Raw genomic sequence first — 14,360 nt, 5'->3', positions numbered from 1 at the left:
CTACTCGTCCGGGAGCAGCGCCTCGATGCGCTCGCTGATGTTGGAGCTCTGGCGATCGAGTGCCTTGCGCAGCACGATGATGAGCGCCAGCGAGAACAGCACCGCGAGCAACCCGATCCACACGGTGACGTAGTACTGCTGCGCGCGGTCGACCCGCTCGCGTGGCCGCAGGTGGTGCTTCGAGAGCGGCTCGGGCCGTGCGTGGATGCCGAGCACGTCGCGGACCCGGCGTTGCACCGCGGCCAGCTCGAGCTCGCCGCCACGAACGGCGTAGCGGCCTTGGAAGCCGAACAGCAGGCACAGGTAGTAGACCCGCAGCACGTCGACCCGTCGTGGATCACCGAGCGTGGCCTCGAGCCGGTGGAAGAAGCCCTCACCCGCGAGGTTCTCGTTGAAGTAGTGCAGCTGCAGCGGCTTGCTCATCCACACGTCGCGGATGCTGCCGGTCTTGCGCATCGCGACCTCGTCGGCGAGCGCCACGACCGCGTAGGCGATGTCGTGGAGGTCGCGATCGACCAGGCCCATGCGTGGTCCCGAGCGGAACAGCTCGTCGATGAAGCCGATCACCCGCGCGTGGAACATCTCCGGCGCCAGCAGGCTCTCGTCGGCGACGTTGCGCAGCTGGATCAGCGCATCGAAGCAGTCCTTCGTGAGTTCGTTGACCCGGTCCATGGTGCAGTCTCGAAGCGGTGCGCGTTCGCAGACGCGCGGGGGTTCACGCCTGTGCGGCGCGCTCGGGCACGCCCATCAGCACGATCTTGGCCTTGCTGGGATCGAAGGGCGGCGGCAAGTAGATCGCGACGGTGCGCTCGGTCGCGATCTGTCGCCAGAAGTCGCTCGAAACGTCGAGCATGAAGTAGACCTGCTTGGGTCGCACCGGCACCTCGGAGGGTGGGCGATGGGTGACCACCAGCGGCACGCCCGGGGTCGCCGAGCGCACGATCTGGTTGATCTGCTTCCACGAGGCGATCTTCGACAGCTTGGGCAGGCGGTTGGCGACGTCCTGCTGCGAGCCCTCGGCCTCGACCGCGAGCACGAAGCGCGGGCAGCGGGGCAGGCGATCGTCCTTGAGCTGGCCGATCCACATGCCGTCCTGGCGTGCCTCGAGCGGCACGGTAATGCACAGCTCGCGCACCGTCGCGCCCAGCATCTTGTTGAGCAGCCCGAACAGCTCCTCGAAGCTGCTGCGCAGATCGGCGTGGTTGAAGCGCGGGAAGCTCGACGGATCGACCTCGCTCGAGAAGGTCGTGAGCGCACCGCCGAGCTCGATCAGCGTCAGGTAGCACGACAGCGGCGAGGCCACGCGGGTCTCGGTGATGTGGCGGACGTGGGGGATGTACGTGTTGAGCGCGTTCAGCAGCAGGAACCGCGTGATGTCCTGGCCGGTGAACTCGACCGCCGCGGCGTCGATCTGGCGGCGGGTCTCGGACAGCGCGCGCTGCTTGGTGAGCATCACGCTGAGCAGGTCCTGCATCCACGACGCGAGCACCGGTGAGGCAGCGACCTTGAGGGCGGGCGGGATGTAGTTGCGCGACAGCGCGAAGCTGCCGGTGCCGTCGCGGACGATCTCGGCGATCTTGACGGTCTCGAAGTCGTCGCGGGCCTCGGTACCGAACACGATCGAGAGGTTGGGCTGGCCGAACGCGACGATCTGCTCGGTCTTGGCGATGGTCAGGTCCTGCACCGGGCGGTTCGCGATGCGGAAGCGGGCGTTGGCGGTGTCGTCGATGGCGTCCTGGTAGTTCGGGATGCCCTCGCGCGAGGCCGGCACCGCGAGGTAGACCTCGAGCATCGGTGCGGTGGTCGGGAACGCGTCGGCGATCGGTCGCGCGGCCGGGGCTCCGCCCTCACTGGGCGAGAACTCCACCGGCAGGCCGGCCGACAGCACGCCGACGAACTCGGTGAGCTTGAACGAGCCGGCCTTGAGCGCGCCGTCGTCGATCGTCATCGCGACCACGCCCCATGCGACCGGGGCCGCGGCGGCAAGGCGCGACGACAGCGTCGCCTCCATGAATTGATCCTGCTGCTGCAGGTGCTGGGGACACATGAGCATCCCCTCGGTCCACACCACGCGATCGAGGTTGCGCTTGGCCATCGACGTCAGCCCTTCCCCGGTGCCGCGGGGGCTTCGGGTGCGGCCGGGCCTTCGGGCGCGGTCGGTGCGGAGGGGGCCTCGGGTGCCGCCGGAGCCTCGGGGGCTGCGGGCTGCTCGGGCACCTCGGGCTTCTTCAAGTCCTTCAGCTTCTTCTTTTTCTTCTTCTTGCCCTCGGGCTCGGGTGCGGGCGGCTTCATCTTGAGCGGCGGGCCGGGGCACTCGACCCCGGCCAGCGCCTTGTCGAAGCTCGCCGGCGGGGTGTGGCCACCGTCGATGGTGCTGCGCTCCATCGACACGTAGAAGCACGGATCGGCCCAGGTCTTCTTCTGCCGCTCGGCCAAGCACACCGAGTCGCCGTGGTACTTCGGCACGTCCCACAGGCGGTACCAGCTCGAGCCGGTGGGCTCGCGGAAGAGCGCGATCGCCAGCACGTAGTTCGCCTTGGGATCGGGCTCGATCTCCACCATGTCGGGCTTGCCGGGATAGACCTGGTGCTCGGTCTCGGCGACGAAGGTGTCGCCGAACACGTCCTTGCCCTTGTCCCAGACCTCGCGATAGTCGAGCAGCGGCACCTTCTCGTCGGAGGTGAGCTGGTAGATCCGCATCAACGTCGGCAGCGGTGCGCCGCTCTCGTCGGGGTTGATGTCGTTGGTCGGCTGCACCAAGACGCGGACCTTGAACTTCGCGTGGTCCTCCGGCTTGCAGGTCGGACCTTCGTTCTTCTTCTTGCAGGCGGAGATCGAGAGCGCGAGCGCGAGACCCAGGGCCAGGGTCGATGCACAGCGCAGGAGAGGAGCGGTCCGAGTGCGTCGCGTGGGCATGAGGGGCCGGGAAAGCCGCGAAATCTCAACACGCCGACACCGCGGGCGCAAGCCGCTCCCACGCTTAACTCCGCGGGGCCCGAGCGCGCGCGAGGGCGCCGCGGTGGCGCCGGGCCGCACGTGGGCCCAAGGCCGCGAACGAAGTCGGTCGAGTCCCCGCGAGGTCAGCTGCCGAGCATCGCCGCGTCGACCACGACCCCGCGTCGCTGCAGCGTCGCGAAGAAGTTGGGCACCACGCCGGTGTGGCGCCACGTGCCGGTGCGCGCGTCGATCCCGATGATCTCGGCGGCTGCGGCCGCGCCGTCCTGGCCCACGCGGGTCTCGGCGAGCTCGACCACGCGCGACACGCCATCGGGGAATCGACCCACGCACACGATGACCTCGATCGATCGGGCGACCAGCTCGGTGCGACTCACCAGATCGAGCCCGCCGCCCTCGAGCCCCGAGAGCGCGGCGAGGCGGCCGATGCCACCCATGGCGGTACTGGCACGGGTCGAGGCGAGCACACCGGAGAGGCCGCGGCCGGCGATGGCGAGCAGCTCGGCGGCCTCGGGACCGGCGGTCTCGTGCAGGCAGAGGCGATCGGGGCGCAGCCCCACCGCCGTGCGCACCAGCGCCTGCATCACCGTGGTGCCGTCGGTGCCGACCAGGCCGTCGCCCTCGAGCACGACCACCTGTGGTGGCAACAAGCCCGGCTCGGACATCGGCCGCACCAACACCTGGCGATCGGTGGTCGGTGCCGCGTCCATCAACGCCGCCAGCAGCGGGAACGCCCGCGCGCCCGGGCCGGCGCACACCAGGATACCGAGCCCGGCCTGCACGCACGTCGCGAGCAGGTTCGCGATCGCCGGCGAGATCGAGCCGTCCTGCAGCAGCCGCTCGAGCGTCCAGCGGGTCTCGGACGGCGACGGCAGCGTGATGTTGACGACCGGTCCGCCGCTGGCGACCGACTCGTGCACCGCGTAGACATCAGCGCCGTCGAGCGTGCGCGCATCGACGATGGGGTTCTCTGCACCGAAGTTGGTGCCCGTCAGTCGACGCACGACGACTTCGATGGCCTGCGGGCACGAGAACTTGGCGTCGATCTCGGCGGCCGGTCCGGTCCCCCGCCGCACCAGCACGCGATCGGGGCCGTGCACGAAGATCTCCTGCACGTCGGGCTCGGCGAGCCGGGCCGACAAGGCCCCGAGCCCGCACAGCTCGCTCACGATGCGCTCCGACCAGGGACGCACCTCGATGCCGGTCACGGTGGTCGAGGCGTGCTGCAGCAGTCGCATGGCCTCGGCGCGGGCGCGGGCGCGGGTGTCACCGTCGCGATCGGGCACGCCGTCCTCGGGCGCGAGGGTGTCCATCACGGCGGCGAACACCCGGGCGCACGCGGCACGCATGAGCGCGGTGCCCGACAACGCCGAGAGATCGGTGAAGTCGACGTCGAGCGACTCGACGTGGCGCGGGTCGATCAGCACCGGCGACTGCTGCGGACTCGAGCGCAGCTGCGGCGCACCGGGGGCGGCGATGACCTGCGGCACGCCCGGCGGGCGCGAGGGGCTGCTGCGCGTGGGCGCAAAGGGGCGCGAGATGTCGTTCACCGACGCGTCGGCGGTGGTGTACGCGTCGGGGGAGACCGGCGGCTCGATCGAGGCCGCGACCGGCGGCTCGATCGGCGGCAGCGGTGCCGGTGCCGGGGTCATCGCCCGCGGCGAGCTGGGCTCGCGCTCTGCGCTCGGCAACGGCGGTGGTGCGGCGGCGATCGGTGATTCCACCGGTGGTGGTGCGGGCTCGATCACGGGCGGTGCGGGCTCGACCGGTGGCGGGGGAGGTTCGGGCGTCGCCACCGGTTCGACGGGCGGCGGGAGCGAGTCCACCGGCGGTGGCATCGACGGTGGATCGACGGCGTACGAAGGCGTGGCCGGCCACGCGGGCTCGCCGTGCGCGACGATCGGCTCGAGGTTCGCCGCGGGCTCGCGGGTGTCCGGGCGCTTGGTCTCGAGTCGTGGCGGCGCGCTGGCGTCGGCGATGCCGCCTTGGCTCGGCGTGAGCGTCGCGCCGGTGCGTGCGGGCGCTTCGGCCACGACCGGCGGCGGCAGGTCGCCGAGATCGGCCGCGAGGTTCGGCGACGAGAACTCGAGCGGCGGCGGCATCGACGGCGCCGAGGTCATCGCGCCGGCCGGGGCCCCGAGCGACGGCCCGCCGATGGGTGTGATCGGTGGCGGCATCGTGGGAGGTTCATCGGCGCTGCGCGGGCGCGGCCCACCGACGCCGACCGCCGATGGAACCCCGAGGCTCATCGGCGGTCCGCCCGACGACAGCCCGGCATCGAGCGGTGCTGGGGGCCCGAGCGGCGGTGGCTCCGATTGCGGCATGCCGCCGAACGCGGGGCTTGGCGCGGCGCCGAAGGCCGGCGACGGTGCACCGAACGCTGCTGCGGGCGGCCCGAGGGGTGGCGGCGACGACGGGTAGCCGGGCGCGGGGCTCGGGGCGGGCGATGCTGCGAACGCGGGGGACGGCGGCTGGATCGACGGATCCGAGGTCATGCCGACGCCGCGCCCGCCGGTGTTCGGGCCCGCCATCGCGCCGGCGGCAATCTCGAACTCGAGCCGGTGGGCGCAGATGTAGACCTCGTCCCGGGGCGCGAGGATGTACGGGCCCTGGATGCGCGTGCCGTTGACGAAGGTGCCGTTGGTGGACTCGAGATCGATGATCGTGACCTCGGTGCCGGTGAACAGCACCCGCGCATGGGCGCTCGAGACCCCTGGCTCGGAGATCATCAGATCGTTGGCCGCCGTGCGACCGACGGTGATCTCCCGCTTCTCGAAGACGTGCGCGCGCGGGACCTCGCCGGCCTTGGACACGGAGATGCGGAGCATGGCGGTGCGCGCATCATCACGCGTGCGCGGGGTCTTCGGGAAGCCCTCGCGCGACAAAGGCTGCGACGCCGAGGCGGGGGCCCGCGCGGCGGTCACCCGCGCGTGGGGCCTTGGGGGCGCGTCGAGGCCTGCAAGCGGCGCGCGGTCGTGACCACGGTGAACGCGGTGGGAGGGCGACCGATCGGCCACGGGCCGGGCTCGTCGCGGGTGACGGCGCGGCGACATGCGGGGCTCGTCGATCGCGCGCGGGCACGCGGTGGAACCCGTGGTCGTCGCGGTCGCGCGATGTACCCGTGACCACCGTTGGCGGACCGATGGCGAGCCTCGCCACGGCGAGTGCAGGTGTGACGCCGCGGCAGCTGGTCGCGGCGCGCGGGTGAAGTTTTGATCACGGCGGCGACGTGACCTTCAGTGGTGCGGCCGCCGTGACGGATTCTCGCGTCGACTCCCACGCGTGCGTGGTGGCGAGAGGCTCGGGATTAATTCACGGACCTGCACTCCCGGGGCATCTTGTCGCTCCCGCGGGGCGCTGCTACGGTTCGAAGCAACATGGCAGAGACAAGTCATCTCTTTCTGAAGGCGAACGGTGCGGATGTCCAAGGCGAGTCGTCGCAGACTAGCCTCGGTCGCGAGGGCAGCATCGAGTGCGTCTACTGGTCGAGCGAGGTGGAGACCGCGCGCGAGAAGGGCTCGAGCCTGGCGACGGGTCGACGGACCTACAAGCCGATCGTCTTCCGCAAGCGGATCGACAAGTCGACCCCGCTGCTGGCGAAGGCGCTCTGCAACAACGAGGTCATCGAGGGAACGTTCAAGTTCTTCCGTCCCAACCCGACGGGTGACGGCACCACCGAGCAGTTCTTCACCGTCGAGTTCAAGAATGCTCGCATCGCATTCTTCAAGATGGTGTCCCCGGACTGCATCGACCCGGCGAAGTCGGCGGAGCCTCCGCTGGAGGAGATCGGCATCGTGTTCCACAACATCACGTGGACGTATATGAACGGCGGCATCTCGCACCACGACAACTGGAAAGAGAACACCTAAGAGCATCGCGCTCTGCCGTAGCTGCGCGTCGGGGGTAACCCCGGCGCGCATCGGCGTCTCGGGCCCCCGGCCTCCCGCGACGTCTCTCTTCCGCTGACCCAACGTCGCGCCACCTCGCCCGCGATCCTCGCCCCCGATGAGCACCCGAGGACTCCTCTCGCGCCTGTCATCCCCGGACCCGCTGCGTCCGATCGACGAGGTGCAGTCGATCCTCGCCAACCTGCGGGCGATCCTCAATAGCCGCATCGGCGACTCCCACACCGCCAGCGAGTTCGGCATCATCGACCTCGCCGACCTCGTGCACGCCTTCCCCAACGCCGCGCTCGCGCTCGAGAAGTCGATCCGCGCCACCGTGGCGGAGTACGAGCCGCGGCTCAAGAACGTTCGCGTGCGGCAGGTGCCGGGCGAAGACCCGCTGACCCTGGTCTTCGAGATCGCGGCGCGGCTGGCCGGCGATCGCCACCAAGGGGTGGTCCGCGTGCGCACCGAGGTGAGCTCGCAGGGCCGCGTCAAGGTCGAGTGACGGGCCCGCGCCCGCCGACGTACACTCGCGGTCCACGGTGGGATCCAAGCACTACGAGAGCGAGCTCGCCTACCTGCGCGAGATGGGCCGCGAGTTCGCGCTGGTCCATCCCACGACCGCCGGCCTGTTGGCGGAGAAGGGCAGCGATCCCGATGTCGAGCGGCTGCTCGAGGGCTTCGCGTTCCTGACCGCGAGGATCCGCGAGCGCATCGACGACGCGGTGCCGGCGATCATCCATGGCGTCGCGCAGCTGGTGTTCCCGCACTACCTGCGCCCGGTGCCGTCGATGTCGATCATCCAGTACACACCGCCGCTGCGGGCACTGCGGGCGGTGGCCACGGTGCCCCGCGGCACACGGGTGTCGGCCAAGCCGCTGCAGGGCACCGCCTGCGAGTTCCGCACCACCGCCGACATCGATCTGCTGCCGCTGGAGCTGGTCGACGCGACGCTCGACGAGACCGCAGCGCACCGCCCGGTCATCCGCCTGCGCTTCAACACCACCGAGGCCGGTCGCCAGGTGGTGTGCCGCCGCGAGGGCGTGCGGCTGATGCTGCACGGCGAGCCGTCGCTGACATGCGCGCTGTACCTGTGGCTGCGGCGCTACTGCAAGGCCGCCGCGCTCAAGTGCGGCAGCGCGGCGCCGGTGGGTCTGGGCGCCGATGCGATCGTCCCGGTCGGCTTCGGCGAGGGCGAGGCGATGCTGCCGTGGCCCAGCTTCGCGCCCGCGGGCTATCGCGTGCTGCAGGAGTACTTCGCGCTGCCCGGCAAGTTCCTGTTCGTCGACATCCGCAACTTCGATCGGCTGACGCTCACCGAGGACAGCTTCGAGCTCGCACTGACCTTCGAGCGCCCGCCGGCCCTGCCTGCGCGACTGACCACCGAGACCTTCCGGCTGTTCTGCACGCCCGTCATCAACCTGTTCGAGACCTCGGCCGATCCGATCAAGCGCGACATCCGGGTCTACGAGCAGCTGCTGCGCGCGTCGGGCCTCAAGCCCGCGCACATGGAGATCTACGAGGTGACGTCGGTCATCGGCGTGCGCCAGGGCCAGGCCCAGCGCAAGCAGTACGCGCCGTTCGTCGCCTACACCCACGCGACCGAGGGGCGTGACGCGGCCTACTACGTGCTGCGTCCGACGACGTCGCCCATCGACGACGCCACCGACACGTACCTGTCGATCGCGACGCCACGCAACGTCAGCACCAACAGCTTCGAGGTCGAAGAGGTGCTGTCGATCGACGTGGTCGCGACCAACCGCAATCTGCCCGCGGAGCTGCAGCTCGGTGAGATCTGCACCACGCCGCGCGGCGTGGCCTCGCCGGCGCCGTTTCGCAACATCGCGCCGGTGACGGTGCCGGCCCGCCCCGCGCTCGGCAACGAGCTGCACTGGCGGCTGCTCTCGCACATGGGCCTGTCGCGCTCGTCGCTGGCCGACGTCGGGGTGCTGCGGGCCCTGCTGGCGCTCTACAACTTCCAGCGCGAGGTGAGCGCGACGGCCGGTCGCGCCAACGAGCTCAAGATCGAGTCGCTGCGCAAGGTCAGCGCCGAGGCCATCACGCGCATGCTGCAGGGCGCTCCGGTTCGCGGCACGCGGGTGAACATCGAGATCGACGAGGCCCGCGCGGGCACCGTCGGCGAGGCGTTCGTGTTCGGCTGCGTGCTCGACGAGCTCTATGCGGCCCACGTCGCGCTCAACTCCTTGACCGAGCAACACCTGCAGCTGCACCCGTCGAAGGTGGAGTTCGGGTGGCCGGCGCGCAGCGGGCGGCAGCACATCGTATGAACGCGTCGGCGGGCGTGGGCCGCGACGCCGGCGGGCTCGATCAGGAGACCGAGCGCGGGCTGCGGGAGCGCGTGCTGACGCAGGCGTCGACCTACGACTTCTTCGTGGCGGTCGGCATGCTCGAGCGCGCCACGCCCAATGCGGTGCGCATCGGTGGCGACGGCCCGCCCGACGGCGAGTCGATCCGTTTTCGCCACGACCCCTCGCTGGCGTTCTCGAGCGGCGACATCACCGGCGTCGAGTACGTCGAGGTGCCGCGCGGCCCCCACCAGGCGCTCGAGAAGCGCCGCCACCGCTACCACGTGACGACCAGCTTCCTGGGACTGACCGGCTCGGCGTCACCGATGCCGCTGTTCATGTCCGAGGAGCTGCTGCAGGCGCAGGAGTCCGGCGCGCTGCGCCGCGACTTCCTCGATCTGTTCCACCACCGGCTGCTCAGCCTGGTCTACCGCATCGGCATCAAGTTCGACGTGCCGCGCGAGTTCACCACCGACTGCGGCGACGCGTGGACCATGCGCATGCTCGCGCTCGCGGGGCTCGATGCGTTCTCCGGGCGACGCACCAAGCACGTGCCGCTGTGGCGGATGGCTCGCATCGCGCCGCTGCTGGCCTCGCGCGTGCGCTCTGCGCACGTCATCGAGCGTGCGCTGCAGGACGTTTGCAGCGAGGCGCTGGGTGACGCCGTCGTCGAGATGGTGCAGTTCGCCGGCGGCTGGTCGCCGATCGACCCCGAGCAGCGCACCACGCTCGGCGTGCTCAACTCGCGGCTCGGCCACAGCTCGGTGCTGGGCGTGCAGTGCTTCGATCGCGCCGGCAAGGCGGTGGTGCGGATCGGCCCGCTGCAGGAGAACTTCCGCCGCTTCCTCGTCGACGGTGACATGTACCCGGTCATCCGCGAGTTGCTCGGGCTGATGGCGCCCGAGCCGATCGAGTTCGAGCTCGATCTGGTGCTCGCCGAGCACGCGCGCCCGCCGTTTCGCCTCGGCGTGGCCTCGGGCCAGCGCGTGGGCATCGATTCCTGGCTGTCGTCGCGACAGGGCGCGAAGAGTCGCACCCACCTGCGCGTGCCGATGCCGCTGACTTCCAAGCAACCCTCCGAACCGATCGAGTCCCCGTAGCGAGGTCCCCATGCGCGTCGAACCCAAAGCTCTCGTCCGTCGTCTCAACCCCACCTGCACGCGCGCGCTCGAGGGCGTGGTCGAGCGCGCGGCCGCGGGCCGCTACTACGAGATCACGCCCGACCACATGCTGCACGGGCTGCTGCTGGTCGAGGACGGCGACGCCGCGGCGATCCTGCACCACTTCCGCAAGGACCGGCTGCGCATCGCCGCCGCGGTCGAGCGCTCGCTGCAGAAGCTCCGCACCGGCAACGCCGGCCGCCCGATGTTCGCCGAGACGCTCTTCACGTGGTTCGAGAACGCGTGGGTGAGCGCCTCGCTCGAGCGCAACGCGGTGCAGCTGCGCTCGGCCGATCTGCTGCTCGAGTTCGTGGCCCACGTCGGCCGCTACACCACCGAGAGCTTCGCCGACCTCGAGGCGATCGACGAGAACGAGCTCAAGAAGGGGTTGGTCGAGATCATCGCCGGCACCAAGGAGGCGCTCGAGGTGCCCCAGGCCAGCGGTGAGCCGGGCGCGCCACGGGCCGCCGGGGCGCCGGGGCGCGAGGCGCTGGATCGCTTCACGATCTCGTTCACCGACAAGGCCCGCAAAGGCGAGATCGATCCGATCTTCGGGCGCGACGCCGAGATCCGGCAGGTCATCGACATCCTCGCGCGCCGTCGCAAGAACAACCCCATCATCGTGGGCGAGCCCGGCGTCGGCAAGACCGCGCTGGTCGAGGGCCTCGCGCGCGCCATCGTGGCCAAGGAGGTCCCGGCCGAGCTGCAGCAGGTCGAGCTGCTCGGGCTCGACATGGGCCTGCTCAAGGCCGGCGCCGGCGTACGCGGCGAGCTGGAGAACCGCCTCAAGAAGGTCATCGCGGAGGTGAAGGGCTCGCCGACGCCGATCATCGTGTTCATCGACGAGGCCCACACGCTGATCGGCCAGGGCGCCGACGGCAACGAGATTCCAAATCTGCTCAAGCCCGCGCTGGCGCGCGGTGAGATGCGAACGATCGCGGCGACCACCTGGTCCGAGTACAAGAAGTACTTCGAGAAGGACGCCGCGCTCGAGCGTCGCTTCCAGCCGGTGAAGGTCGACCAGCCGACCGTCGCCGACGCGGTCTTGATGCTCCGCGGCCTGCGGCACACCTACGAGAACGCCCACGACGTCATCGTGCGCGACGACGCAGTCATCGCCGCGGTCGAGCTCTCGGAGCGCTACATCACCGGTCGGCAGCTGCCCGACAAGGCGGTCGACCTGCTCGACACCGCGGCTGCGCGGGTGCGCATCGAGCAGGATGCACCGCCGGCCCAGCTGACGCAGCTGCGCTCCGAGCTCGCCAGCGTCGAGCGCGAGCTGACTGCGCGGCGACGCGACATCGACGACGCGGCCGCCAAGGACGACGGCAAGCCCGCCGAGCTGCAGGCCCGCATCGAGCAGATCCAGGCCGAGATGGGCCAGCTCGAGCAGAAGCTCGCCGCCGAGAAGGACGCCATTGCGCGGCTCAAGCACGCGCTCACGCAGCTGCGCGAGGCCGAGGACAACAACCGCGCGGAGCGGGTGTCGGCGGTCGAGGCCGCGCGCGCGTCGCTGGCCGAGGTCTGCGGCGAGACCCCGCTGGTCCACGCCGAGGTCGATCGCGACTCGATCGGCCAGGTCGTCGCGGACTGGACCGGCATCCCGGTCGGCAAGATGAAGGCCGGCTCGATCGAGGTCGTGCTGGAGCTGGAGTCGAACCTCGAGGCGCGCATCAAGGGCCAGAACCACGCCACCAAGGCGGTCGCCGAGGCCATCCGCATGTCGCACGCCGGCGTGCGCAACCCCGAGACACCGATCGCGGTGATGCTGTTCGTGGGGCCGTCGGGCGTCGGCAAGACCGAGACCGCGCTCGCGCTCGCCGACCTGCTCTACGGCGGCGAGCGGTCGATGACGACCATCAACATGTCGGAGTTCCAGGAGAAGCACACCGTGAGCCGCTTGATCGGCTCGCCGCCCGGCTACGTCGGCTACGGCGAGGGCGGCATGCTCACCGAGGCGGTGCGGCAGAAGCCCTACAGCGTGGTGCTGCTCGACGAGTGCGAGAAGGCCGACCTCGAGGTGATGAACCTCTTCTACCAGGTGTTCGACAAGGGCATGCTGTCGGATGGCGAAGGTCGCGTCGTCAACTTCCGCAACACGGTCGTGATCCTGACCAGCAACCTCGCGACCGACGCGATCATGAAGCTGCACGAGAACGGCGCCAAGCCGTCGCCGGAGGAGGTCGCGACCGCGATCCGACCGATCCTGAGCAAGCACTTCAAGCCGGCGTTGCTGGCTCGCATGACGATGGTGCCGTATCGGCCGATGGACCCCGAGATCCTCGCCGACATCGCGAAGCTCAAGCTCGCCAGCCTCGGCAAGCGCATCCGCGGCGCCCACGGTACCGAAGTGACCTTCGAGGACTCGCTCATCACCGAGCTGGTCGGGCGTTGCACCGAGTCCGAGACCGGCGCCCGCGCGCTCGACCACGCGCTGCGCGGCTCGTTGATGCCGAACCTCGCGCGGAGCCTACTCGAGCAGATGGCCCAGGGCGCCGTGCCGCCCAAGCTGTCGATCGGCATCGGCTTCGGCGGCGCTTGGCGCTTCGACTACGCGACGTGAGCGACGTCGTCGTCACCGGTGCCAGCAGTGGCATCGGCGCGAGCGTGAGCCGGCGGTTGCAGGCCGCCGGCCATCGCGTGATTGCGATCGTGCGCCGCGACGACGCGATGCCGGCGAGTGCCGCGGTGGTACCGGTCGTCGTCGACCTCCGCGCCGATGACTTGGTCGCGCTCGTGCGCGCGGCGATCGCCGAACACGTCGGGCCCGCAGGACTCGGCGGCGTGGTGCACTGCGCGGGGCAGCCGACCTTGGGTCCGCTCGAGCACGTGCCGCTGTCGCAGCTGCGAGCGTCGTTCGAGCTGCACGCGGTGGCTCTGGTCGCGCTCGCGCAGGCGTGCCTGCCGGCGCTGCGTCGCGGTCACGGCCGCATCGTCGCGGTGGGCTCGGTCGGCGGTCGTGTCGCGACGCCGTGGTTGGGGGCGTATGGCGCCTCGAAGTTCGCGCTGGTTGGTCTCACCGGCGCGTTGCGCCACGAGCTGCGACCATTTGGGATCCACGTGAGCCTGGTCGAGCCCGGCGTGGTCGACACACCGATGCTGCCCGCCGGCGAGCAGCTCTACGTCGATGCGCTCGCGGCCCTGCCGGCCACGGAGACCGCGTACGCCGCCGGCCTCGCGCGGGCGCAAGCGACCTATCGACGCGCGACCGCGCGGCCGATGACGCCCGATCGCGTGGCCACGGCGGTGATGCATGCATTGTTCGCGGCCCGGCCGCGTCCGCGCTACCTCGTGGGCGTCGATGCCCACCTCGCCACGACGCTGCAGTGGCTGCTGCCGACGCGCGCGTTCGAGTGGCTCGTGCGACGCCTGTGAGCGTCGCGACCCAGCTCAGCCGCAGTGGGCGCCGCCGGGTGAGCACGCGGCGTCGATGCAGGCCCCGCCGCCGGGACACGTCGAGTCGGCGGTGCAGCTCGGGATGCAGTACTGCCCGCAGTCGAAGCAGCCCTTGCAGGCGGGCCCCTTCGGCGTGCCGATGCGATCGCAGGTGACGGTGACACCGACTGCATCGCCCGGTGGCGGTGGGCACTCGATCTCACCATCGACCTGCGTCCAGCAGACGATGGTGCAGAAGCCCGCGTAGCACACGCCCGTGGTGCACTCGTCGTCCGACTGGCACGGCGCGTAGGTGTTGTCCGGTGGTGCGCCGGTGCTCGACGAACCCTCGCCCGTCGCGTCCGAGCCGTCGCCGGTGGATCCGCTCGAGCCCTCGCTCGTCGTGGTGGTGGCGCTGGTGGTGGCGCTGGTGGTGGTGGTGGGCGAGGAGGTCGCCGAGGTCGCGGTCGCGCCGGTGCTGGCCTCGCCGCCGGTGCTGCCGTCGCCGGGCCCCGACGTCGTGGCGCAGCCCGGCGCGTCGGGGCAGCTGGCGTCCGGTACATCGGACTTGTTCACGCACGCGGGCGCGACGGCTGCGAAGAGGCATGCGAGGGCGCAGTGGAGCAGGCGAAGGCGGGCCACCGTCGCCAGTGTCGGGGCCGGGAATTTCGATCCCT

The 14,360-nt window shown here is 70.6% G+C and carries 11 protein-coding genes; 6 read left to right on the top strand and 5 right to left on the bottom strand.

Annotated features, from left to right (window positions below; genetic code table 11):
* The 4 genes from IPH07_25705 to tadA form a co-directional block, all read right to left on the bottom strand.
* Entirely contained in the window at positions 1–672 is a 672-nt protein-coding gene (locus tag IPH07_25705) for a DotU family type IV/VI secretion system protein (protein ID MBK6920818.1), read from the bottom strand.
* 43 nt (positions 673–715) lie between these two features.
* A complete protein-coding gene (tssK, locus tag IPH07_25700) occupies positions 716–2,095 on the bottom strand; it encodes a type VI secretion system baseplate subunit TssK (GenBank protein ID MBK6920817.1) in 1,380 nt (459 codons plus the stop codon).
* A 5-nt stretch (positions 2,096–2,100) separates the two neighbouring features.
* On the bottom strand, positions 2,101–2,916 hold the full coding sequence (gene tssJ / locus IPH07_25695; GenBank protein ID MBK6920816.1) for a type VI secretion system lipoprotein TssJ: 816 nt from the start codon (positions 2,914–2,916) through the stop codon (positions 2,101–2,103).
* A 164-nt stretch (positions 2,917–3,080) separates the two neighbouring features.
* Complete coding sequence (gene tadA / locus IPH07_25690) at positions 3,081–5,783, bottom strand: Flp pilus assembly complex ATPase component TadA (GenBank protein MBK6920815.1); 2,703 nt, start codon at positions 5,781–5,783, stop codon at positions 3,081–3,083.
* A 549-nt stretch (positions 5,784–6,332) separates the two neighbouring features.
* Between tadA and hcp the strand changes: the two genes are divergently transcribed.
* The 6 genes from hcp to IPH07_25660 all read left to right on the top strand — a co-directional run bounded on the left by hcp (position 6,333) and on the right by IPH07_25660 (position 13,683).
* Positions 6,333–6,824, top strand: coding sequence for a type VI secretion system tube protein Hcp (hcp, locus tag IPH07_25685; GenBank protein ID MBK6920814.1), 492 nt, complete (start codon positions 6,333–6,335; stop codon positions 6,822–6,824).
* A 136-nt stretch (positions 6,825–6,960) separates the two neighbouring features.
* Positions 6,961–7,347: a type VI secretion system baseplate subunit TssE gene (gene tssE, locus IPH07_25680; GenBank protein ID MBK6920813.1), complete on the top strand. Its 387-nt coding sequence runs from the start codon at positions 6,961–6,963 to the stop codon at positions 7,345–7,347.
* Between the two features lie 37 nt (positions 7,348–7,384).
* Positions 7,385–9,130 carry a type VI secretion system baseplate subunit TssF gene (tssF, locus tag IPH07_25675; protein ID MBK6920812.1) on the top strand — a complete coding sequence of 582 codons (1,746 nt, stop codon included), beginning with the start codon at positions 7,385–7,387 and terminating at the stop codon, positions 9,128–9,130.
* Between the two features lie 14 nt (positions 9,131–9,144).
* Positions 9,145–10,248, top strand: coding sequence for a type VI secretion system baseplate subunit TssG (gene tssG / locus IPH07_25670; GenBank protein ID MBK6920811.1), 1,104 nt, complete (start codon positions 9,145–9,147; stop codon positions 10,246–10,248).
* A 10-nt stretch (positions 10,249–10,258) separates the two neighbouring features.
* Entirely contained in the window at positions 10,259–12,871 is a 2,613-nt protein-coding gene (tssH, locus tag IPH07_25665; GenBank protein MBK6920810.1) for a type VI secretion system ATPase TssH, read from the top strand.
* A complete protein-coding gene (locus tag IPH07_25660; GenBank protein MBK6920809.1) occupies positions 12,868–13,683 on the top strand; it encodes an SDR family NAD(P)-dependent oxidoreductase in 816 nt (271 codons plus the stop codon). The genes tssH and IPH07_25660 overlap by 4 nt, the downstream gene beginning before the upstream one ends.
* A gap of 15 nt (positions 13,684–13,698) precedes the next feature.
* On the opposite strand, the gene IPH07_25655 is transcribed toward IPH07_25660, so the two are convergent.
* The gene (locus IPH07_25655; GenBank protein MBK6920808.1) at positions 13,699–14,325 is read right to left on the bottom strand and encodes a hypothetical protein; all 627 of its coding nucleotides are present in this window, start codon (positions 14,323–14,325) and stop codon (positions 13,699–13,701) included.
* Between the last annotated feature and the right edge of the window lie 35 nt (positions 14,326–14,360).

This window comes from Deltaproteobacteria bacterium (genome assembly GCA_016709225.1).
GTDB classification, from domain to species: domain Bacteria; phylum Myxococcota_A; class Polyangia; order Nannocystales; family Nannocystaceae; genus Xiheibacterium; species Xiheibacterium phototrophicum.
The sequence above is the reverse complement of the archived record's forward strand: the minus strand, read 5'-3'. Positions and strand labels throughout refer to the sequence as shown.